The organism is Paraburkholderia monticola (assembly GCF_001580545.1).
In the GTDB taxonomy this organism is placed as follows: Bacteria; Pseudomonadota; Gammaproteobacteria; order Burkholderiales; family Burkholderiaceae; genus Paraburkholderia; species Paraburkholderia monticola.
The window spans coordinates 571,114-593,403 of sequence record NZ_LRBG01000038.1; the positions used below are offsets into that span (position 1 = coordinate 571,114).

Consider the following 22,290-nt stretch of genomic DNA (forward strand, 5'->3'; position numbering starts at 1 on the left):
GCAGATTCAGTAAAGAATTGGAGATTCGACATGGCAAAGGCAGTTCGCTTTCATGAAACCGGTGGTCCTGAAGTCTTGCGCTACGAAGACGTCGAAGTGGGCAACCCCGGCCCCGGCCAGGTGCGCTTGCGCCACGAGGCTGTCGGCCTGAATTTCGCCGACACCTACTTTCGCAGTGGCCTGTACCCGGTTCCGCTGCCCGCGGGGATGGGCGTGGAGGCCGCGGGCGTGGTCGAAGCCGTCGGCCCGGACGTGACGAACGTCGCGGTGGGCGATCGGGTGACCTACACGGGCTTCATCAACACGCTCGGCGCCTACAGCACCGAACGTCTGATTCCGGCCGCGCCGCTGATCCGCCTGCCCGATGCGATCGACTGCGAAACGGCCGCCGGCATGACGATGCGCGGCCTGACCTCCGCGTATCTGATGCGCCGCATTCACGACTTCAAGGCGGGCGACACGATCCTGCTGCATGCCGCCGCCGGCGGTGTGGGCCTGATCGTTTCGCAATGGGCGAAGCTGCTGGGTCTGACCGTGATCGGCACCGTCTCGAACGAGGCCAAGGCCGAGGTGGCGCGCGCGCACGGCTGCGACCACATCATCAACTACAGCCGCGAAGACGTCGCGAAGCGCGTGCGTGAATTGACCGATGGCGTCGGCGTGAACGTGGTGTTCGACAGCGTCGGCAAGGATACCTTCGAGGCCTCGCTCGATTCGCTGAAGCGCCGCGGTCTGATGGTTTGCGTCGGCACGGCCTCCGGCCCGATTCCGCCGTTCAATCCGCAGTTGCTGGCGATGAAGGGCTCGCTGTATATGACCCGCCCGGCGCTCGCCGACTACATCGCCGACCCGGCCGAGAAGAACGAACTGGCCGGCGAGATCTTCGGGCATATCGCGGCGGGACGCATCAAGATCGAGCTCAATCAGCGTTATGCGCTCGAGGATGCGGCGCAGGCCCATCGCGATCTGGAGTCGCGCAAGACGACGGGTTCGTCGGTCTTCGTCATCTAAGGAGACAGCCATGCAAATCGAACAATTGACCTACTCGATCGGCGCCGAACTGACGGGCGTGAATCTCGCTCACGCGATCCACGACGACGGCCTGTTCGCCGAGATCCGCTCGGCGCTGCTGAAGCACCGGGTTCTGTTCCTGCGCGACCAGGACATCACGCGCGCCGAGCACGTGGCGTTCGCGCGCCGCTTCGGTGAACTCGAAGACCATCCGGTCGCGGGCAGCGACCCGGAGAATCCGGGCCTCGTGCGCATCTACAAGACGCCGGATCAGCCGAACGACCGCTACGAAAACGCCTGGCACGCCGACGCCACCTGGCGCGAAGCGCCGCAGTTCGGCGCCGTGCTGCGCTGCGTGGAATGTCCGCCGGTCGGCGGCGACACGATGTGGGCGAACATGGTGCTCGCCTACGAAAATCTGCCGGCGCACGTGAAGACGCAGATCGCGGATCTGCGCGCGCGCCACAGCATCGAGGCGAGCTTCGGTGCCGTGATGCCGATCGAAAAGCGTCTGGCGCTGAAGGCGCAGTTTCCGGACGCCGAGCATCCGGTCGTGCGCACGCATCCGGAGACGGGCGAAAAGGTGCTGTTCGTGAGTGCCTTTGCGACGCACTTCACCAACTATCACACGCCGGAGCGCGTGCGGTTCGGGCAGGACGCGAATCCGGGCGCGGGCGATCTGCTGCGTTATCTGATCAGCCAGGCGTACATCCCCGAGTACCAGGTGCGTTGGCGCTGGAAGAAAAACAGCATCGCGATCTGGGACAACCGCAGCACGCAGCACTATGCGGTGATGGACTACCCGCCGTGCCATCGCAAGATGGAACGCGCCGGGATTATCGGCGACAAGCCGTACTGATCTAGCAAGTAGCTTCCGATGAACTACGAATTGAAACCGACCATTCTGATGGTCCCGGGTCTGCGCGACCATGTCGCGGAGCATTGGCAAACCCTGTTGCAGCAACGGCTGCCGAACGCGCGCTCGGTTGCGCCGCTCGAGCACGACAAGCTCAGCTGCGCGGCACGGGTTGCGGCACTCGACGCCGCCCTCGCGCAAATCGACGGCCCGGTCATTCTGGTCGCGCACAGCGCGGGCGTGATGATCACCATGCATTGGGCGGCGCAGCACCAGCGCCAGATTCACGGTGCGCTGCTGGCGGCGCCCGCCGACCTCGAAACGCCGATGCCGGCGGGCTATCCGGAGCTGGCGACGCTCGAGGCAAACGGCTGGCTGCCGATTCCGCGCAAGCCGCTGCCGTTTCCGAGCATCGTCGGCGCGAGCCGCAACGATCCGCTCGCGCGCTTCGAGCGGGTGCAGGAGATGGCTCAGGACTGGGGCGGCAGCTTCGTCGATCTCGGCGAAGTGGGGCACCTCAACCCTGCAGCGGGCTTTGGCGAATGGCCGATGGCCGAGACGCTGATTCGCCGCCTGGTACTGATGTGACGCAGCAAGCGCAGGATCGCGAGGAGACCGGGATGTCGCGTGAGGTCGTGGTGGGTGTCGCCGGTGAGCTGGCGCCTGGCCAGCGCAAGCTGGCCTTCATCGATGGCCGCAGCATCGTGCTGTTCAACCTCGACGGCACGCTCCACGCGATCGATAACGCGTGTCCGCACAACGGGTCCGCGCTCGCGAGCGGTCAGCTGGAAGGCTGCCTGCTGCGCTGCCCGGCGCACGGTCTGCGTTTCGACGTGCGTACGGGCTGCATGCCGGGAACAGCTGGATTGAAAGTGACGACCTTTCCGGTCGGCATAGTGGATTCAAAGGTGGTGGTGAGTCTCGATGAGCCGCACGCGCCGACGCAGGCCGAGGCACGAGACGCCGCCACCAATCAGGAGATGGAAAGATGCAAGGCTTGATGATGCAGCAGCCGCTGCTGGTCGCTGCGCTGCTCACGCACGCGGAACGCCATCACGGCGAACAGGAAATCGTGTCGCGACGCGTGGAAGGGGACATCCATCGCTATTCGTATCGGCACCTCGCACAGCGCGCGCGCCGCATGGCCAACGCGCTGTCGACGCTCGGCGTCGCTCAGGGCGAGCGCGTCGCGACGCTGGCGTGGAACGGCTATCGCCACATGGAGCTGTATTTCGCGGTGTCGGGCTCCGGGGCCGTGCTGCATACGCTGAACCCGCGTCTGCACGTCGACCAGCTGGCGTACATCATCGAGCACGCTGAAGACCGCGTGGTGTTCTTCGACCTGACGTTCCTGCCGCTGATCGAGAGCGTCGCGCCGCGGGTGAAGAGCCCCAAGGTGTTCGTGGCGATGACCGATCGCGCGCACATGCCGCAAGGCCACGATCTGAACGGCATGCTGATGTGCTACGAGGACCTGCTCGAACTTCACGACGACGTGTTCGAGTGGCCGCTGCTCGACGAGAACAGCGCTTCGTCGCTGTGCTACACGTCGGGTACCACCGGCAATCCGAAAGGCGTGCTGTATAGCCATCGCTCGACCGTGCTGCACACCTATGCGGCGGCGCTGCCCGATTCGCTGAACTGCTCCGCACGCGACGTGATCCTGCCGGTCGTGCCGATGTTCCATGTGAACGCGTGGGGCCTGCCGTACGTGGCCTGCATGGTCGGCGCGAAGCTGGTGTTTCCGGGCCCGGCGCTCGACGGCAAGTCGCTCTACGAACTGATCGAAACCGAACACGTGACGCTGTCGGCCGGTGTGCCGACCGTGTGGCAAGGACTGCTTGCGCATGTCGATGCCATGGGCGAGACCTTCTCGTCGATGCGGCGCACGGTGATCGGCGGCGCGCCGTGTCCGACCGCGATGACCGAGGCGTTCCAGAAACGCCATCGGGTCGAGGTCCTGCACGCGTGGGGCATGACCGAATTGAGCCCGATCGGCACGGTATGCAGCTTCAAGACTCACCAGCAGTCGCTGCCGATCGCGGAGCAGTACGCGGTTCAGGCGAAGCAGGGACGTGCGCTGTTCGGCATCGATATGAGAATCGTCGGCCCGCAAGGCCATGAATTGCCGTGGGACGGCGAGACGGCCGGCGATCTGCAGGTGCGCGGCCACTGGGTCACGCAGGAGTACTTCGGCGGTGACGATGCGTCGCCGCTCGCCGACGGCTGGTTTCCGACCGGCGACATCGCCACGATCGACCGGCACGGCTTCATGCAGATCACCGATCGCAGCAAGGACGTGATCAAGTCCGGCGGCGAATGGATCAGTTCGGCGGCCATCGAAAACGTCGCGTATCTGCATCCGGAAGTCTCGACGGCCGTCTGTATCGCCGCGCGGCACCCGAAGTGGGACGAACGGCCGCTGCTGCTGGTCGTGAAGAAGCCCGGCAGCGAGCTGGCGAGCGACGAACTGCTGTCGTTCTTCAACGGCCGCGTCGCGCGCTGGTGGACACCCGATGCCGTGGTGTTCGTCGACACGGTTCCGCTCGGTGCAACGGGCAAGGTACTCAAGAACCAGTTACGCGATCAGTTCGGGCGCTACTACCTGCCGGCCTGATCCAACGCTTTCGCAGCAACGTAGTTTGATTCACGCAACACGGCGTTCGGGGGAGTCCGGCGCTCACATAACCACCAACCATCTTGAAGCGACCGCAGCAAGGGCTTTTGCGCCAACGCCGGTACGCGTAGGAGACACCATGAAGTTGAAGTCAAGCAGTGCCATCGTGTTGGCAATTTTCGCCACCGCGGCTCATGCGCAATCATCAGTAACGCTGTATGGCGTTGTCGATTCCGGTGTGCTGTATCAAAGCACCAACGCGGCCAATTTCTCGGGTACCGCGAAAAACCTGGGCAGTGTCTGGCAACTCAAGGATGGCGGCATCTATTCCAGCATCTGGGGTATGAAGGGGTCCGAGGACATCGGCGGCGGCTACAAGATCAATTTCAAGCTGCAAGGGTCGTTCACCTCGAACAACGGCAAGACGGGTCTGGCCGACACGCCGGGCGCGTCCGCGGTCTTCAACCAGTTCACCACCATTGGTGGATCGGGTCCGTTCGGTTCGATCGACATGGGCCGGCAGATCATCCCGATGATCTACGCGATGTCGGACACCGATGTGCGCGGCGCGCAGTACTTCGGCAGTATCCTGACCGCGTGGCTGGGTCTGAATCAGGCGGCAGGCTGGCCGGGCACCAGCACGAACGCGCCGATCGGCGCGCTCTATGACAGCAATGCGATCGTCTATAACTCGCCGAAATTCTATGGCGTGTCACTGGCGCTCGAGTACGCGCCGGGCGGCGTGCCGGGGCAGTTCCAGGGCGGCACGCGCGAGTCGGCCGTGCTCAAGTACTCGAACTACGGCCTGAACCTGGCCGGGGTCTACTACAACGGCCACGACACCAACCCGTTCCCGGGCAACTATCCGGCCGCTCCGGCCGCGCCGGCAACCGGTCGCAACAACAACAACTTCTACTATGTCGGCGGGATGTACACGATCAGCGGATTCTCGTTTTCCGCCTCGTTCGCCTCGGCCAACTCGCAGAGCCTGCTGAGCAAGGCGACCTACAACTTCGAAATGATCTCGGGCGGCATCGGCTACCAGTTCACGCCGGCTTTCAAGATCACCTCGGGCTATTACTATCTGAAGGATCGCAACAATTCGGCGAATCACTCGGATGAAGTCGCCGTGGGAGCGGAATACAACATCTCCAAGGCGACCAAGGCCTACGCGCAAGTGGGCTATGTCGCCAACAAGGGGACCATGAACCAGACGATCATCTATGGCGCGCCCGTTGCACCGGGCATGTCGACCACGGCAGCGATGGTCGGCCTCCGTCACGCCTTCTAATTACGTCACCTATAACGACTGGAGTATTCGATGAAAAACATTCAGGCACGCGCATTGGTGATCGCCACCTTGATTCTCGCCGCGTCCAGCGGCGCATGGGCGCAGCCGGGCCAGACGGCCAGTGCGGCTTCCGGCGCCCCGGGTGCCACCGGGATGGAAGCTAGCGCAGCTGCACCCGCCAACACGAGAAAAGCCAATCGCGCGTTGCGCCGGCAGATCTATGCCGCGATCGGCAAGCACAAGGAGATCGACGCCGGCAATATCGGCATCACCGCGAGAGGCGGCGCGGTGACGTTGAACGGCACGGTCACGGACGCTTCGCAGATCAACCTGGTCGCGGAGATCGCGAAGGGTGTTCCGGGGGTGACCTCGGTGACCAACAAGCTGACCGTGCAGAAGCCGTTTGGCGGGATGTAAAAAGCTCACGCATCGGGGAAGTCAGCGCGAGGAGACCACGATAACAACGGGCTACCTGTCGAACAGCGCCGTGTAACGGCGCTGCATCTCGTCAGGGGTGAGCGCCTCGATCTGCGCGCCGAGCATCCATTCGTGGCCGAACGGATCGCGCACGGTCGCCGAGCGCTCGCCATAGAAATGATCGGTGAGCGGGCGGACCACGGTCGCGCCCGCTTTGACCGCTTGCGCGAAGAGCTGGTCGACATCGTCGCAGTGGATGTGCAGCAGCACGCCCGGCCGATTGTCGCCGGTCGGTCCGAGCATGCCGTGCTCGGGATATTCGTCGGACAGCATCACGGTCGCTGGACCGATCTTCACTTCGGCATGGCCGATGCGCCCGCCTGGCTCGGTCAGGCGGAACTGCTCGACGCCGCCGAATGCCTGCGCGTAGAACTCGATGGCCTGTGCGGCGTTGCTCACGCGCAGATACGGAAAGACCTCATGAATGGCGTTCATCGTCAGCTCCTGGCGGTGGGCGAATCATTGGCGCAAAACGCGCTGATTCGCGAGGTTTTCATATTTTCAGCTTGCCGCCAAGGTGTGACACGCCGGCGAACGCGAGCAAACTCTTCAGGTGCCTGGTGGTTCGACCGTGCGCCAGCCGCGAATCCGAAGCGAGACTACAATGGCCGCATTGCTACGTCATCCTATCGGTTCGACCCCACCCCATGAACGCATCCGAACGTATCGATGAACTGATCGCAGGACTCACCGACTGGCGTGGCGCGACCTTTGCTCGCATTCGTCAATGCGTGCTCGCGGCGGACCCGGACATCGTCGAGGAATTCAAGTGGATGGGTAGCCCGGTCTGGTCGCGCGACGGCATGATCGCGGTTGCCAACGCGCACAAGGGCAAGGTCAAGCTGACCTTCGCGCATGGGGCGGGCTTGAGCGACCCGGACGGCCTGTTCAACGCGGGCCTCGAAGGCAACGCGCGGCGGGCGATCGACTTTCTCGAAGGCGACAAGGTCGACCAGCGCGCACTGAAAGCGTTGGTGCGCGCCGCGATCGACTACAACCGGAACCATCTGAAGAAGAATGCGCGCGGTGCGCAACCGAAGGCAAACGGTAAGAAGGCGGCCGGCCAGGCGAATAGCGGTGACGCATGAAGCCAGCACGGTCCGCTCGCCAGGCCATCGTGCAAAGCCCGCCGCAGCGCTACACCGTCGGCCCCGGCGGCTCGATACCAGAACTGATATCGATATCGCCAAAAATATAATTGGAAAGATATCAACCCGGTCCGTACACTTCACCATCCCTGGACACTGAGCGGCCGCCCGCGCCGTAGCGCCGGGCACGCCGCTTCAGTCAAATTGGCCGGTGAGGGCCCCGGCACATGCATCAAGGACCTAGCATGTCGGAAAAAAAGCGGAAATTGCGCTCGGCCGAGTGGTTCGGCACAGCTGACAAGAACGGCTTCATGTATCGAAGCTGGATGAAGAATCAGGGCATTCCCGATCACGAATTCGACGGGCGTCCGGTGATCGGCATCTGCAATACGTGGTCCGAGCTGACGCCGTGCAACGCTCACTTTCGCAAGCTCGCCGAGCACGTGAAGCGCGGTGTCTACGAGGCGGGCGGCTTCCCGGTCGAGTTCCCGGTGTTTTCGAACGGCGAATCGAACCTGCGGCCGACCGCGATGCTCACGCGCAATCTCGCGGCGATGGACGTCGAGGAGGCGATCCGCGGCAATCCGATCGACGCGGTCGTGCTGCTGACTGGTTGCGACAAGACGACCCCGGCGCTACTGATGGGCGCGGCGAGCTGCGACGTGCCGGCGATCGTCGTGACCGGCGGCCCGATGCTGAACGGCAAGCTCGACGGCAAGAACATCGGCTCGGGCACCGCGGTCTGGCAGCTGCACGAATCGCTGAAGGCGGGCGAGATCGATCTGCATCAGTTTCTGTCGGCCGAAGCGGGCATGTCGCGCTCGGCGGGCACCTGCAACACGATGGGCACCGCCTCGACGATGGCCTGCATGGCCGAGGCGCTCGGCACCTCGCTGCCGCACAACGCGGCGATTCCGGCGGTCGACTCGCGCCGCTACGTGCTCGCGCATATGTCGGGCATCCGGATCGTCGAGATGGCGCTCGAAGACCTGAAGCTGTCGAAGATCCTCACGCGCGAAGCGTTCACGAACGCGATTCGCGTCAATGCGGCGATTGGCGGCTCGACCAATGCGGTGATTCATCTGAAGGCGATCGCGGGGCGCATCGGTGTCGATCTCGAACTCGAGGACTGGGTGCGCATCGGCCGCGATACGCCGACGATCGTCGACCTGATGCCGTCGGGCCGCTTCCTGATGGAAGAGTTTTACTACGCGGGCGGCTTGCCGGCCGTGCTGCGCCGGCTCGGCGAAGCGAACCTGCTGCCGCACCCGGACGCGTTGACGGTCAACGGCAGATCGCTGTGGGACAACGTGAAGGATGCGCCCAACACCAACGACGAAGTGATTCGTCCGCTCGACAAGCCGCTCGTCGCCGATGGCGGCATCCGCGTGCTGCGCGGCAATCTCGCGCCGCGGGGCGCGGTGCTGAAGCCGTCGGCGGCGACGGCTGAGTTGCTCAAACATCGCGGACGCGCGGTCGTGTTCGAGAACTTCGAGCACTACAAGGCGCGCATCGTCGACGAAACGCTCGACGTCGACGCGAATTCGGTTCTCGTGATGAAGAACTGCGGCCCGAAGGGTTATCCCGGCATGGCCGAGGTCGGCAACATGGGCTTGCCGCCGAAGCTGCTGAAGCAGGGCGTCAAGGACATGGTGCGCATTTCCGATGCGCGCATGAGCGGCACTGCGTACGGCACCGTGGTGCTGCACGTGACACCGGAAGCGGCGGCCGGCGGCCCGCTCGCCGCGGTGCAGGACGGCGACTGGATCGAGCTCGATTGCGACGCGGGCACGCTGCACCTCGACATCAGCGACGCGGAACTCGAGCGCCGTCTCGCGCAGCATGTGCCGCCGCAGCCGCCGGAAGGTGGCGGCTACCGGCGACTGTATATCGATCACGTGCTGCAGGCCGATGAGGGTTGCGACCTCGACTTCCTGGTGGGATGCCGAGGTTCCGCGGTGCCGCGACACTCGCACTGATCCGCCGTTGCTACGGCAACCGCCTGAGCGATAACGATGCGGGCGATGCATTCATGCATCGCCCGCATTTTTTGTGGCCTCGCTTATCGGCTCGGCTTGTCGAGCGCGTCGAGCACGAGCCCGAAGAACTCGTTGGCCGCGGCCGGATTCAGCCAGCGCACGATCACCGTCATACGCCGCTCCGGTTCGATCCACGTGAACGAGCTGCCCGCGCCGACGCCGAAATAGCTCGACTCCGGCACGTTCGGAAACACCTTGCGACCGGTATTGAGCCACACGAGATAGCCATAGAACGGCGCGATCGCGCACGGCGTGCGCATGCGCGCGATCCATTCGGACGACAGCACGCGCTGGCCGTTCGCGACGCCGTCATTGAGCAGCATCTGCGCGACCTTCAACTGATCGTTCGCGCTGACCGACATGCCGCCGCCCCAGTGCGTGCCGCCCGGCACCGACTGCATGCGGCGGCCGTCGATCTCGACCCAGGCATTGTCGTAGCCGACCCATTGCCAGTTTTCGCTCGCGCCCGCAGGCCGCATGATCGCTTCGCGAAACACCTCGGGCAGCGGCCGGCGGAATAGATGCAGCAGCGCGAGCGAGAGCTGGTTGATGCGTACGTCGTTGTATTCCCAGTAGGTGCCCGGCCGTTGCAGCGGACGCAGGTCGCCCTTCCTGCCATCGGGCGGCGCGGCGAAATTGACCGCGCGGTAGTGATCCGCCTGATCCGATAGACCGAAGTACGAGCCTTGCCATTCGCTCGTTTGCTGCAGCAGATGCGCCCAGGTGATCGGCGCATTGTGTTCGTCGTCGAAGCCGATGTCGGGTACGCGCACGCGCACCGGCTCGTCGACGTCGGGCAAGAGGCCACGATCGTGCGCGACACCGGCGACGAGCGCGAGGTACATCTTCGCGACGCTGAAGGTCAGATCGGCGCGATCCGGTTCGCCCCAACTCGTCAGCACGCGGCCGTCGACGGCGATCGCGCCGGACACCGGCCCACGATCGTGAACGGGACCGAGCAGCTTGTTCCATGGCGGCGGGTCATTGACGTGCACACCCCACGCGCCACCCACGTGGCGGTCCCAAAGCGATTCATGATCCACCGCGAACTGCACGGCTTGCTGCAAACGGTCTTGCATGGATAAGGTCCTGTCGGTTTCAACGAGGTCCGTGAGGCAGAGGCTTAGCGTACATGCAGTCGCACGCGCGCCCACATCACGGTGAAAAGGCTGAGCACGGCCGCGAGCATCAGATAGAGGCCGGGTGCGAGATTATTGCCGGTCGCCGCGATCAGCGCGGCGACGGCGAGCGGCGTGAAGCCGCCGAATATCGTGGTGCCGATGTTGTAGCCGAACGCCATGCCGGTCGTGCGCGTGCGGGTCGGGAACAGCTCGGACATCATGGCCGGAATCGGCGCGAAGTAGGTTGCCTTCAACAACGCGACCCACGTGACCGCGGCCAGCAACGAGCCGAGCGACGGATGCGCGTTCATCAGCATGAAGGCCGGATAGACGGTCGCGAAGAACAGCACGCCGGCGCCGAGCATGATGCGCACGCGGCCCACCTTGTCGGACAGATGACCGACGATCGGCGTGAGCACCATCATGATCAGACCGGCCGCGAGCGTCGCGATGAAGCCCGACGACGGCGCAAGCCCGAGCTGCCGCGCCGCGTAGGTCGGCATGTAGAGCAGCATGTAGTTGGCCGTGGTGGTCAGCACGAGCGCGCCGATCGACACGAGCACCTGCTCCTTTTGCGTGGCGAGCAGTTCGCGCACCGGCGCGGCGGATTTTTCGGCGCGCTCGAACTCGGGCGTTTCGTCGATACGGCGGCGAATGTAGAACCCCACCGGACCGATCAGCATGCCGAACAGGAACGGAATGCGCCAGCCCCAGCCTTCGAGTTGCTCGGCCGTCAGCGTGCTCGTCAACACCGCGCCGAACAGCGAGGCGAGCAGCGTGCTCGCACCCTGGCTCGAGAACTGCCAGCTCGCCATGAAGCCTTTGCGCTCCGGCGCATGTTCGATCAGAAACGCGGTCGAGCTGCCAAACTCGCCGCCCGCCGAAAATCCCTGCAACAACCGCGACGCGAAGACGCCGATCGGCGCGAGCACGCCGATCGCCGCATACGACGGCATCAGCGCGATCATGCCGGTGCCGAGCGTCATCATGGCGATCGATAAAGTCAGTGACGCCTTACGCCCCTTGCGGTCGCTGAACGAGCCGAGCGCGAGCGCGCCGATCGGGCGCGCGAGATACGACAGCGCGAAGGTGCCGAGCGTGAGCAGCAGCGATACGGTGCGGTCGTGCACCGGAAAGAACGTGCGCGACAGCACGGCCGCGAAGTAGCCGTACACGACCAGATCGTAGAACTCCAACGCATTGCCGATCGAGGTCGCGAGTATCAGCCGCGATACGCTCGAACTCGAGGCGGGCTGCGCGAGCGCGTCGGCGGTGGTGGTGGAGTTCATGCTCATGACGAAGTCCTCTGACGGCGTGTGGGGGCGCAGTGCGGGCGCGGGAATCGAAGCCTGTGTCGCGATCTTGGGGTCGACGATATTTATAGACAATTACAATATTTGGCAGATATCGTTGCCGAAACGGCAAAGCAGAATGGCAATGACCCAGATCGATAACACAGCACTGCGCTATTTCCTCGAGGTCGTGCGCAGCGGCTCGCTCAGCAAGGCGTCGGGGAATCTGTATGTCGCGGTGTCGGCCCTGAGCCGGCAGATCGCGAAGCTGGAAGAGGAGGTCGGCGCGGCCCTGTTCGAGCGGCGTCCGCGCGGGATGGTGCTCAGCGACGCGGGGCGCCTATTGGCCGATTACGCGCGCCGCAGCCTGCTCGATGCGGAACGCGTGACCGAGGAGATTCGCGGCTTGAGCAACGGCGGTCGCGCGACCATTCGCGTCGCGAGCTCGGAGGGTGTCGCGCCGCATTTTCTGCCGCGGGTATTCGCACGTTTTCTGTCCACCCACCCGGCCACGCATTTTCAGCTCGACGTGTCCGCGCCGTCGGTCGCGACGCAGCGCGTGCGCGACGGCAGCGTCGATATCGCGGTGTGCTTCAGCATGGCGCCCGAGCGGGATATCAACGTGGTGCATTCGCAGCGCGCGCCGATCTTCGCGCTGGTGCGGCGCGATCATCCGCTGGCGACACGCGAATCGGTCGCGCTCGCCGATCTGCAACCGTGGCCGCTCGCGATCAATGGCCCGGGCGTCACCATTCGGCAACTGTTCGATATCGCGTGCAGTCTCGAAGGCCTCGTGTTCGATCCGGTGTTCGTCAGCAACTATCACGCGGCGCTGCACAGTTTCGTGCTGCAAACCGATGCGGTCACGATCACCGGCTTGCTGACCGTGCGGGGCAGGCTCGCGGCGGATGGCTTTGCCGCGATCCCGATCAGCAATCCCGAGCTTCATCAGCGCTCGTTGCAGGTGCAGACGATGGCAGGGCGCACGTTGCCGCGCGTGATGCAGGCATTCGTCGAATTGCTGACGGGTGCGATCGAGAATCCGGCGTTGCTCGACTGATTGCGCGGCGCAAAAGAAAAAACGCCCACGTGGGGCGTTTTCCATCGATTCAAGCCGGCGGGGAACGCACGTGCTCCCCGCCGCGAACCGTCTGCTTAGAACTTGTGACGCAGACCGACGCGGAACGCGAGCTGGTTGTCGGCACCGACGCCCGACGTGCTGAAGTAGCTCGTGCTCGAACCGATCTGTGCCTGCAGATCCTGCGTGCCGTTGCGGCCCGACGCGATCTGATAGATGCCCAGCACGTACACGTCCGTGCGCTTCGACAACGCGTAGTCGCCGCTCAGGTTCACCTGGTTCCAGTGACCGACGTTCGCGCCGCTCAGGTGCATGTACGTGTAGCCCGCGCCTGCCGTGATAGCCGGCGTGAACGCGTACTTCGCGCCTGCTTCGTACGCGGCGAACGTGGTCGACTCACCCGAGATCGGTGCGAGGCGCGTGTTCGTGTACAGGGCCCACAGCGTCGCCGCGCCGAATGCGTAGCGGCCGCCAACGCCGACCGTGCGCAGATCCTGGATCTGGCCGTTGCCGACCGTCGGGAAGCTCACGTTGGCCAGCGAGGTCGAGAAGGCCGGCGAGGCCTGACCCGGGTAACGGATGTCCGTGTACGCTGCGCCGATACCGAACGGACCGTTCGCGTAGTTCGCGCCGAAGCTGTACGCGCGCGACGAACCCGCCACCGGGGCAGCCGTCGTGCCCGTGCCCGGCGTGCCGGCGAAGCCGCCCGCCGTGTTCGAGAAGCCGTACATCGCGCCGAAGGTCAGGCCGGCGAAGTTCGCGCTGCTGTACTTGACCGAGTTGTTGATACGGCTCGACGTGAGCTGGTCGACGTCGTTGATGTGATAGGCGTAGTTACCCGCGACGGTCTGGCCGCCGGTCGCGTAGTTGGAGCCGAGGTAGTCGGTCGAGAACGAGTACTGGCGGCCGAACGTCAGCGAGCCGATGTTGTTCTGCGACAGACCAACGAAAGCCTGGCGGCCGAACATCGCGCCACCCTGGCCGGCGGTGCCGTTCGCGCTGCTGAAGCCGTTTTCCAACAGGAAGATCGCCTTCAGGCCGTTGCCGAGATCTTCCGAGCCACGCAGGCCCCAACGGCTGCCGTTCGCGACGCCGTCATCGTACTTGGTCAGGCTGCTGTGGCCGGTGGCCGTTTTCGAGTTGTTCACGTAGCTGATACCGGCGTCGATCAGGCCATACAGCGTGACGCTGCTTTGTGCGTGAGCGGCGGAGGCGAAGACGGCAAAAGTAGCGGCGGTCAGGATTTTTTTGTTCAAGGAACTTCTCCGGTTAGCAAAATTAAGCGATCGCGACGCGCTGCTCTACGGCAATGTCGCGCGATGGCCGGCAATTTAAGGGAACGCTGAGTAAGGTCTGTGACAGTGAAAATCTTTTTTCACGGTGTCGTGCCGGCGCGACACTTTCAGGGCGTGTCGGTGGCGGAGGGCGGTGGCGGGGTGGGTCGGCCGACCCTGGGAGAGGCGTGGGAACGCACGATAGCGGATCGCCCGCCGGGCGGCGGGCGATCGATTACTTCAGCGCGTGCGTGAAAATGCAGTTACATGGCCGGCCGCAACACGGGGTCGCGGCGGTTTTGAAGGTCAGTTGCTGAGCAACGAGCCACTACGGAACGGCGTCGCGCCGGCGATGCGCGCGAACTCGAGTCCGGCCGTCGCGAAGCGCGCCTGATGCCGCGCGTACAGCACGCCGGCCACGGTGTTTTTGATCGTGACGACGCGGTCGGTCAGCGGATCGATGATGTCCGCGATTTCGTGGCCCACGTCCACCCACGTGCCGACTTCACAGCGATACACGAGCACGCCGCTGAGCGGCGCGACGAGCGGCTCGGCGCCCGCGAGCGGCGTCGCCGCGAATTCGAGCGGCGGCAGCGGCGCCGGCTCGCCCTCGACCACGCCGCGCGAGGTCAGATATTCGATGATCGCCTGTGCGTCCTTTTCCGCGTACTCGTACGACACGTCGCGTTGGCCGCGCAGCTCGATCGTGACCGAGATGCCGCCGTTCGGAATCGGGAAGCGCTCGCCGAAACGGCCGCGCAGATCCGACCAGCAGAAGCTGTGAATCTCGTCGAACGGATTGCCGACCGAGTTCAGCGCGAGCAGCGACGCCTTCGCGTCCAGGTAGCGCGCGAGCGGTTCGACCTCGGGCCACAGGTCCGGATTGGTGTAAAGGTGCATCGCGGCTTCCCAGTCGCAATGCAGATCGAGCACGACGTCCGCGTCGTAGGAGAGCTTTTGCAGCGCAAGGCGTTGCGAACCGAGCTCGGTGGTCGGATGCTGCGCCTCGAGCGCTTCACGCATCGCCGTGCGGATGGCCGCGCGGTTCGCGTCGATGTCGCCGGACAGGCGCGACTCGATGACCGGCAGCACGAGCTCGGCGAGGTCGTAGAAGTTGCGGTTGAAGTTCTGCGCGCTGCCGGTTTCGAAGCGGCCGAGCATCTGGCCGAGCAGATGCTGGTTCAGGCCGATCGGATTCGGCACCGGCACGATCACGACTTCGCCGCGCAGCTTGCCCGCGGCTTCGAGCGCGGCCAGCTTGCCGCGCAGCGACCATGACACCAGCATGCCGGGCAACTCGTCCGCATGCAGCGACGACTGGATATAGATCTTCTGTCCGCCGCCGGGACCGTAGTGGAAACTCGTCAGTTCGCGGGCGGTGCCAAGCGACGGGGCAATCAGCGGATGGGTTTGGGTTTGCATGGTTTTGACTTCGCGGTCCGCTCGAGCGAGCCGCGCTAGGTAGTTGATTGCAAGGGGGAAAATGCGCGGCGCTGCGCGCGGGGTCCACGTGCGCGGACTGCGGCCACCTGTCTCACGGAAGCCGCGTATCGCACGATCTTAGCCGATCTGTCACGCGATGTGGCTTGATGTGGCTCGATGTGGCGGCGCAAAAGAAAACGGGCTCCGCGTTGCGGAGCCCGTTTCGGCTACGACCGGCCAGCGCGGCGTGCGGCGCGCGTGGGCGGTTTAGCTGCCGTACACGTCGAAGTCGAAGTACTTCTTCTCGATCTTCTTGTAGGTGCCGTCCTTGATCATGTCGGCGATTGCCTTGTCGACCTTCACCTTCAGATCCGTGTCTTCCTTGCGCATGCCGATGCCGGCGCCGTTGCCGAGGATCTTCGGATCGTTGATGTCTTTGCCGACGAACGCGAAGCCCTTGCCGCGCGGGGTCTTCAGGAAGCCGATTTCAGCCTGCACCGCGTCCTGCAGTGCTGCGTCCAGACGGCCCGAAATCAGGTCGGCGTAGACCTGGTCCTGGTTCTGGTACGGCACGACTTTCGCGCCTGCCGGTTCCCAGTAGGTCTTTGCGTAGGTTTCCTGGATCGTGCCCTGTTCGACGCCCACCGTCTTGCCCTTCAGCGATTCGGCGGTCGGCAGGATCCCCGAGCCTTCCTTGGCGACGAGGCGCGTCGGCGTGTTGAACAGCTTCGCCGAGAAGGCGATCTGTTCAGCACGTTGCGGCGTCATCGACATCGACGACAGCACGCCGTCGAACTTCTTCGCCTTCAGTGCCGGGATCATGCCGTCGAAGTCGTTTTCCACCCACACGCACTTCGCACCCACGCGCTTGCAGATTTCGTTGCCGAGGTCGATATCGAAGCCAACGAGCTTGCCGTCCGTGCCTTTCGACTCGAACGGGGGATAGCTGGCATCAACGCCAAAACGGATCGTCGACCAATCTTTAGCGTGTGCGCCGATCGAGACGGTGGCAATCAGAGCAACCGTCAAAGCCGCTAGCAGTTTTTTCACTGTTTATACTCCTCGGTGTAGTTCAATACGTCCCGCGGCGGTTGTGCCGCCTTGGGACGCCCGGCGCGACTCGCGGCCGGGCTTCTGGTCAGGCTGCAAGCCGGGGTGGCCTGCAACGCGCGCCAAGCTTATCAGTTCAAAAATATCGGGAAGCTAGTAAAACACCGGATGGCGCAGGAGGCGCTCCTCTAGAGCAACGCCGGCGCGCAAGCCAGTGTGACTGGATCGTACTCCGTTGGTGGGGGTGGCGTAATCTGCGTGTAATGAAACGACGCTATCGAATCGCATTTACAGCGGTTTTCTCGCGAGTTTGCCGAACGGGTTTGAAACGCGGACCGAGCGTTAAAGATCTCGCCTGCATTTGCCGTTAATTGAAAGCACCGTCGCGAGAACCACGCATTACACGTTATTACCCGCCCCCGATATTTTTTCGCCCTCGTTTCGATCCGGTGCAAAAACGAAGGCTTTGGCGCTATCATCGATGCTCCCTGCGTCGGAAGCCGACCACCGCGCAGGCGGGGATCGCTGTGTAGCAGTCGCCGGACAGCCGTCAAGATTTAAATGCCGCGCGTTTTGCGCTCGCTCAAAGGCCTTTCTGCTCAACGGTGTTATTCATGCACACGATGTTCACAGCGGATCAAACAGGCTGTTGTAAACAGACTTTTAAGCGACATATCGCGGGCGTTGTCGCGGGAGCTCGCGCGGCTTTATTGCAGCGCCGTTTTTGCGGCGGGTTTTTGTCGAGCGTTTCATCGAGATTTTCGGCACCTGGCGCAGCGGGATTCTGGTCCGCCGTTGTTTCCGGTTTTCTGCCTTTTCTGATTGGCGCATTCCTGTGCGCGGGGTTCGGCGCGACGACGCCCGCCTCGGCCGCCGACAAAGTGCTGCGGGTGCTCGCGTGGCCCGGCTACGCGGACCCGGACGTCGTGAAGGCGTTCGAAACGCGTTACGACGCGAAGGTCGAGGTGACGCTCGTCGATTCCGACGAGGCGTTGTGGGCACAGATGCACAGTACGGACACGCCGCCGTTCGACGTGCTCGCCGCCAACACCGCCGAAATCCGCCGCTATACGCAGGCGAATCTGCTTGCGCCGCTCGATCTTGCGAGTCTGCCGAACACGAAGAAGCAGTTGCCGCGCTTCCAGGCGCTCGGCTCGATCGAAGGCCTCACGTCGGCGCGCAAGGTGTACGCGATTCCGTTTACGTACTCGTCGATGGGGCTCATCTACGATCGCCAGCAGATTCCCGTCGCGCCGCATTCGATGCTCGAACTGTGGAACCCGCGCTATCGCGGCAAGGTGCTCGACTTCAATAGCGCGCAGCACAACTTCTCGTTCACCGCGCTCGCGCTGGGCTATCCGCATCCGTTTCAACTCGACGCCGCGCAGATGCGCACGATCGCGCACAAGCTCGTCGATCTGCGCCGCAACCTGCTGACCTATTACACGCTGCCCGAGGAGGCGACCGCGTTCTTCATCCAGCACAAGGTCGCGCTGATGTTCGGCAACTACGGCACGCAGCAGGTGCAGTTGCTGCGCCGCGCGGGCGCCGACGTCGGCTACGTGGTGCCGGACGAAGGCGCGCTCGCGTGGCTCGATTGCTGGTCGATGACGCGCGCGGCGAGCGACAAGCCGCTCGCGCTGGCGTGGATCAACTACATGCTCGAACCCAGTGTGAGCGCGTTGCTCACGCAGCGCCAGGGGCTCGCGAATACGCTCTCCGAGCCCGCGGAAGGCAACCCCAACGCGCACATCGTCTGGATCAGCCCGGTCGAGGATATCGACAGGCGCGAGCAGCTGTGGGCGCGGATCGTCTCGGGCGACCGGTCGGAGCGCTTCTGATGCTGCACCGCGGCCTGACCTTCAAGCTATCCGTGCTGCTCGCGTGCATCGGCGTGCTGGCGTCGGGCGCGACCGGCTATTACGCGTATCGCGCGAATCGCACGATGCTCGTCAACGAAGCGGAGCACAGCCTGCAGACGTCGACGGAGCTGCTCGGCCAGCGCATCGCCGTGTCGATCGACGACGTGGCGGCCGACGCGCTCGTGCTCGCGACGATGCCGTCGTCGGTGAGCGTCGCGCAGAGCGATGACGGCATCGGCACGAACCTCGGCCGCGAGCGGCTCGCGCAGGTGTATGCGAGCTTCATGCTGCATCACCCGGAGTATCTGCAGGTACGGCTGATCACGCGACAGCATCACGGCCTGGAGCTGATCCGTTTCGATCGCGACAGCGACGGCCTCGTGCGCGTTCAGGGCGACGATCTGCAGGAAAAAGCTCAGTTTCCCTATGTATTCGAAACGCTCGCGTTTTCGCCGGGCCGCATCTACACGTCGCCGATCGCGGTCAATCACGAGTACGGCACACACGCGGCCCAGGGCAAACCGACGCTGCGCCTCGGCACGCCGATCGCGGACGTGCGCGGCGCGGTGGTGGGCGTCGTCGTGATCGATATCGATCTGGCCGGCATGTTGCGGCGTTTGCAGAGCGATTTGCCAAGCGACTATCAGGTCTATCTGGCAAACGAGTGGGGCGACTTCCTGGTTCATCCCGACCCGTCCAAGACCTTCGGCTTCGACCGCGGCCGGCGCGTGCTGATGCAGGACAGCTTCCCGGTCACGAAGCCGCTGTTCGAGCAACGGCAAAGCGAGGCGCTCGTCAACGGTCTCGCGGGCTCCGGCGAGGCGGCCGGCCGCGTGCTGGCATTCGTGCGGCGGCCGTTCGGCGGCTCGGAGGGCAACCGCTTCATCGTGCTCGGTCTCGCGAAGCCGCTCGAAGACGTGCTGGCCGGCGCGAACCAGCTCGGCACCCGGATCATTCGCATGGTGCTGGTGTTCAGCGCCTTGTCGGTCTTGCTGGCGATTCTGTTCGCGCGGGCGCTGACCAAGCCGCTGCATCTGCTCGCGCATGCGGCCACCCATCTGTTCGCCGAGCACGCGATGCATACGCTGCCGCTCAAGCGCACCGACGAGATCGGCGTGCTCGCACGCTGCTTCGAGCGTTTGCGCCGCGAGATCCGCGCGCAGATGGATGCGCTGCACAGCAAGCAGAGCGAACTCGTGCATCTGGCCTCGCACGATGTGCTGACGAGCCTGCCGAACCGCATGCTGTTCATGCAGAAGCTCGAAATCGCGATCGAGGAGGCGAAGTTCCGCAAGGAAGGGCTCGCCGTGCTGTTCGTCGACCTCGACCGCTTCAAGCAGATCAACGATCAGTTCGGCCACTCGGTCGGCGACAAGGTGCTGGTCGCCGTCGCGCGCCGCCTGAAGGACGTGCTGTATGCCGGCGACGTGGTCGCGCGGCTCGGCGGCGACGAATTCATCGTGCTGATCGAAGGCGCGCGCGCGGCCGAGGTCACACCCACGATTGCCGCACGCATCATGGATGCGCTGAACGAAACGCTGACCATCGACGGCAATAGCCTGACGGTTGGCGCGAGCATCGGCATCAGCGAATTCCCGCACGACAGCGGCAATGCCGAGGAACTGTTGCTGAACGCCGACGCCGCGATGTATGCGGCGAAATCGGGCGGACGTTGCGCGTATCTGCGCTACCGGGATCTGCTCGCGGCGCGGCTCGAGGAGCAGGCCGAGAGGGCGAGGGAGCTTGCCAATGCCCAGCTCGAGCAGACCCGCGCTCCGCGCGATGCGATCGAGGGGCGTGAGGCGGAGCCCACTGCGTGACGCGGTGTTAGCCGTGTCGCTGACCCGCCTCAAGCACCCCCCTCAAACGATCCGCACTCCGCCGCGATACGTCGCGCGCGGCACCGGCAGCTTGTCGAGCATCGTCACGCGCACGAGGTCCGCGCGCAGCCCCGGCTCGATCGCGCCGCGGTCCGTGAGGCCCGCGGTGCGCGCCGGTTCGGCCGAGACCGTCGCCATCGCGCGCGGCAGCGTCCAGCCCGCTTTTTCGACCAGATCGAACACCGCGGTCAGCAAGCTCGACGGCACGTAATCCGACGAGAGGATGTCGAGCAGATCCGCGCGCGCGAGGTCCAGCGCCGACACGTTGCCCGAATGCGAGCCGCCGCGCACGATGTTCGGCGCGCCCATGATCGTCGCGATGCCGTGTTCGCGCGCGGCTTGCGCGGCGACGCGCGTGGTCGGGAATTCGGCGAGCACGATGCCCTCGGCCTTGGCCTGCTCGACGTGCTCGATCAGCGTGTCGTCGTGACTCGCGACCGGAATGCCGAGCCGGCCGCAACGCTCGACGATCTCGCGGCGGTGCGCATCCGCGTAACGTTCCTGTTCGACCGCGAGCTCGGCGAGCGCGGTCGCGACGCGCTCGTCGCTCATCTTGCCGTTGCGCTCCTGGAAGCGGCGCCATTGCTCGCGGTCATGCCATTGGCGCTGGCCCGGTGTATGGTCCATCACCGACGCGAGCCGCAGCAGCGGATGCGCGCAGAGCGAATCGAATACCTCGAGCACGTCGGCGGTCGCGATCTCGCAGCGCAGATGCAGAAAGTGCTCGGCGCGCAGCAGTCGGCGCGTGGACAGCCGCAACAGCGACTCCGCGCATTGCGTCTGCAGCGCGCGGCCGCGCAGTCCGGCGTTGACGCGCGAGCCGATCGCGAGCGCGTCGAACACCGTCGTGATGCCGGCGGCGGCGACCTGCGCGTCGTGGATCACGAAGGCCGCGTCGGTATTCCATTCGACGCCGGGGCGCGGCACGAGGTGCTTCTCCAGGTTATCGGTATGCAGTTCGATCAGACCGGGCAGCAGATAATCGCCGTCCCAGTCTTCGGCGTCGCGCGCCGAACTCGCGCCGCGTTCGACGTCGCGAATCACACCGTCTTCGACGCGCACGGCGCCAATGAATACTTCGTCTCGCGTCACGACGCGAGCGTTGCTGATCAACATCGACTTGCTCCGTAGTCAGTCGGGACTTGTTCCAGTTTAATGCCGCAGCGGCGGGCGCAGTTCCAGGCGGCGCGTCGCGACCTTGTTGCGGGTCTCTTCATCATGAAAGATACCCACGATCGCCGCGCCGCGCTCGCGCGCCTCGACGATCAGATCGGCCACAACGTCGCGGTTTTCCGCATCGAGCGACGCCGTGGGTTCGTCGAGCAGCAGCAGCGGATGCTCGGCGATCAAACCGCGCGCGATGTTGACACGCTGCTGCTCGCCGCCCGAAAACGTCGCCGGCGCGAGCGACCACAGACGCTCCGGCACGTTCAGCCGCGCGAGCAGTTCGGCCGCGCGCGCACTGGCCTCGTGTTCGGCGACGCCGTGCAGCACCAGCGGCTCGGCGACGAGCGCGAGCGTGGGCACGCGCGGAATCACGCGCAAAAACTGGCTCACGTAGCCGACCACGCCGCGGCGCAGACGCAGCACGTCGCGCGGCTCGGCGCCGGTGATCGTGATGGGCTGGCCCCGAGCGCTGGTGTCGCGAATCGCGATCGAGCCGGTGCTCGCCAGATAGTTGCCGTACAGACAGCGCAGCAGCGTACTCTTGCCCGCGCCCGACGGTCCCACCAGCACCACGCATTCGCCGCGCTCGACCTCGAGCGAAACATCCGCGAGCGCTTCGATTTGCACGCCGCCCTGGCCGTGCAGCGTGAAGGTTTTGCCGATGCCGGCGGCGCGCAGCATCAGCGCCGCGTTGTCGGCGAAAGCGCGCTCGCCCTGGCGTGCATCGCTACCTGCGTCAATTGCTACCTCAGTGGATCGCATCGT

The 22,290-nt window shown here is 64.6% G+C and carries 20 protein-coding genes; 12 read left to right on the forward strand and 8 right to left on the reverse strand.

What is annotated here, in order from left to right:
- Positions 1–30: 30 nt before the first annotated feature.
- The 7 genes from CI15_RS30000 to CI15_RS30030 all read left to right on the forward strand — a co-directional run bounded on the left by CI15_RS30000 (position 31) and on the right by CI15_RS30030 (position 6,192).
- Positions 31–1,011, forward strand: a complete 981-nt coding sequence (locus CI15_RS30000; protein ID WP_062135608.1) for a quinone oxidoreductase family protein — start codon at positions 31–33, stop codon at positions 1,009–1,011.
- A 10-nt stretch (positions 1,012–1,021) separates the two neighbouring features.
- Entirely contained in the window at positions 1,022–1,870 is an 849-nt protein-coding gene (locus CI15_RS30005; protein ID WP_062135610.1) for a TauD/TfdA dioxygenase family protein, read from the forward strand.
- 18 nt (positions 1,871–1,888) lie between these two features.
- On the forward strand, positions 1,889–2,455 hold the full coding sequence (locus tag CI15_RS30010) for an RBBP9/YdeN family alpha/beta hydrolase (protein ID WP_062135614.1): 567 nt from the start codon (positions 1,889–1,891) through the stop codon (positions 2,453–2,455).
- Positions 2,456–2,487: 32 nt separating this feature from the next.
- A complete protein-coding gene (locus CI15_RS30015) occupies positions 2,488–2,868 on the forward strand; it encodes a Rieske (2Fe-2S) protein (protein WP_062136275.1) in 381 nt (126 codons plus the stop codon).
- Complete coding sequence (locus CI15_RS30020; RefSeq protein ID WP_062135618.1) at positions 2,856–4,484, forward strand: 3-(methylthio)propionyl-CoA ligase; 1,629 nt, start codon at positions 2,856–2,858, stop codon at positions 4,482–4,484. The genes CI15_RS30015 and CI15_RS30020 overlap by 13 nt, the downstream gene beginning before the upstream one ends.
- Positions 4,485–4,623: 139 nt before the next feature.
- On the forward strand, positions 4,624–5,775 hold the full coding sequence (locus CI15_RS30025; protein ID WP_062135620.1) for a porin: 1,152 nt from the start codon (positions 4,624–4,626) through the stop codon (positions 5,773–5,775).
- Between the two features lie 30 nt (positions 5,776–5,805).
- Positions 5,806–6,192 (forward strand): BON domain-containing protein, encoded by a 387-nt coding sequence (locus CI15_RS30030; protein WP_062135623.1) that lies wholly within the window; start codon positions 5,806–5,808, stop codon positions 6,190–6,192.
- A 51-nt stretch (positions 6,193–6,243) separates the two neighbouring features.
- On the opposite strand, the gene CI15_RS30035 is transcribed toward CI15_RS30030, so the two are convergent.
- Positions 6,244–6,687 (reverse strand): VOC family protein, encoded by a 444-nt coding sequence (locus CI15_RS30035; protein ID WP_062135626.1) that lies wholly within the window; start codon positions 6,685–6,687, stop codon positions 6,244–6,246.
- A 212-nt stretch (positions 6,688–6,899) separates the two neighbouring features.
- Between CI15_RS30035 and CI15_RS30040 the strand changes: the two genes are divergently transcribed.
- Together CI15_RS30040 and CI15_RS30045 are read left to right on the forward strand one after the other, a co-directional pair.
- Positions 6,900–7,340 (forward strand): DUF1801 domain-containing protein, encoded by a 441-nt coding sequence (locus tag CI15_RS30040; RefSeq protein ID WP_062135629.1) that lies wholly within the window; start codon positions 6,900–6,902, stop codon positions 7,338–7,340.
- Positions 7,341–7,585: 245 nt separating this feature from the next.
- On the forward strand, positions 7,586–9,319 hold the full coding sequence (locus CI15_RS30045) for an IlvD/Edd family dehydratase (RefSeq protein WP_062135632.1): 1,734 nt from the start codon (positions 7,586–7,588) through the stop codon (positions 9,317–9,319).
- An 83-nt stretch (positions 9,320–9,402) separates the two neighbouring features.
- On the opposite strand, the gene CI15_RS30050 is transcribed toward CI15_RS30045, so the two are convergent.
- Complete coding sequence (locus tag CI15_RS30050; RefSeq protein ID WP_062135635.1) at positions 9,403–10,458, reverse strand: serine hydrolase domain-containing protein; 1,056 nt, start codon at positions 10,456–10,458, stop codon at positions 9,403–9,405.
- A 44-nt stretch (positions 10,459–10,502) separates the two neighbouring features.
- The gene (locus CI15_RS30055; RefSeq protein ID WP_062135638.1) at positions 10,503–11,795 is read right to left on the reverse strand and encodes an MFS transporter; all 1,293 of its coding nucleotides are present in this window, start codon (positions 11,793–11,795) and stop codon (positions 10,503–10,505) included.
- A gap of 151 nt (positions 11,796–11,946) precedes the next feature.
- Here CI15_RS30055 and CI15_RS30060 point away from each other — a divergent pair, with 151 nt between their 5' ends.
- The gene (locus CI15_RS30060; RefSeq protein WP_082814343.1) at positions 11,947–12,852 is read left to right on the forward strand and encodes a LysR substrate-binding domain-containing protein; all 906 of its coding nucleotides are present in this window, start codon (positions 11,947–11,949) and stop codon (positions 12,850–12,852) included.
- 95 nt (positions 12,853–12,947) lie between these two features.
- Here the strand turns inward: CI15_RS30060 and CI15_RS30065 are convergent, their stop codons facing one another.
- From CI15_RS30065 to CI15_RS30075, 3 genes are all read right to left on the reverse strand, one after another.
- Positions 12,948–14,126 (reverse strand): porin, encoded by a 1,179-nt coding sequence (locus tag CI15_RS30065; protein ID WP_062135644.1) that lies wholly within the window; start codon positions 14,124–14,126, stop codon positions 12,948–12,950.
- A 324-nt stretch (positions 14,127–14,450) separates the two neighbouring features.
- The gene (locus CI15_RS30070; RefSeq protein WP_062135649.1) at positions 14,451–15,566 is read right to left on the reverse strand and encodes a succinylglutamate desuccinylase/aspartoacylase family protein; all 1,116 of its coding nucleotides are present in this window, start codon (positions 15,564–15,566) and stop codon (positions 14,451–14,453) included.
- Positions 15,567–15,833: 267 nt separating this feature from the next.
- Complete coding sequence (locus CI15_RS30075; RefSeq protein WP_062135651.1) at positions 15,834–16,616, reverse strand: ABC transporter substrate-binding protein; 783 nt, start codon at positions 16,614–16,616, stop codon at positions 15,834–15,836.
- Between the two features lie 614 nt (positions 16,617–17,230).
- Between CI15_RS30075 and CI15_RS30080 the strand changes: the two genes are divergently transcribed.
- Together CI15_RS30080 and CI15_RS30085 are read left to right on the forward strand one after the other, a co-directional pair.
- Entirely contained in the window at positions 17,231–18,457 is a 1,227-nt protein-coding gene (locus CI15_RS30080; protein WP_420915888.1) for an ABC transporter substrate-binding protein, read from the forward strand.
- Positions 18,457–20,298, forward strand: coding sequence for a diguanylate cyclase domain-containing protein (locus CI15_RS30085; protein ID WP_062136277.1), 1,842 nt, complete (start codon positions 18,457–18,459; stop codon positions 20,296–20,298). The genes CI15_RS30080 and CI15_RS30085 overlap by 1 nt, the downstream gene beginning before the upstream one ends.
- A 42-nt stretch (positions 20,299–20,340) precedes the next feature.
- On the opposite strand, the gene CI15_RS30090 is transcribed toward CI15_RS30085, so the two are convergent.
- Both CI15_RS30090 and phnL read right to left on the reverse strand, forming a co-directional pair.
- Positions 20,341–21,474 carry an alpha-D-ribose 1-methylphosphonate 5-triphosphate diphosphatase gene (locus CI15_RS30090; protein ID WP_062135654.1) on the reverse strand — a complete coding sequence of 378 codons (1,134 nt, stop codon included), beginning with the start codon at positions 21,472–21,474 and terminating at the stop codon, positions 20,341–20,343.
- 36 nt (positions 21,475–21,510) lie between these two features.
- Entirely contained in the window at positions 21,511–22,287 is a 777-nt protein-coding gene (phnL, locus tag CI15_RS30095; RefSeq protein WP_062135657.1) for a phosphonate C-P lyase system protein PhnL, read from the reverse strand.
- Between the last annotated feature and the right edge of the window lie 3 nt (positions 22,288–22,290).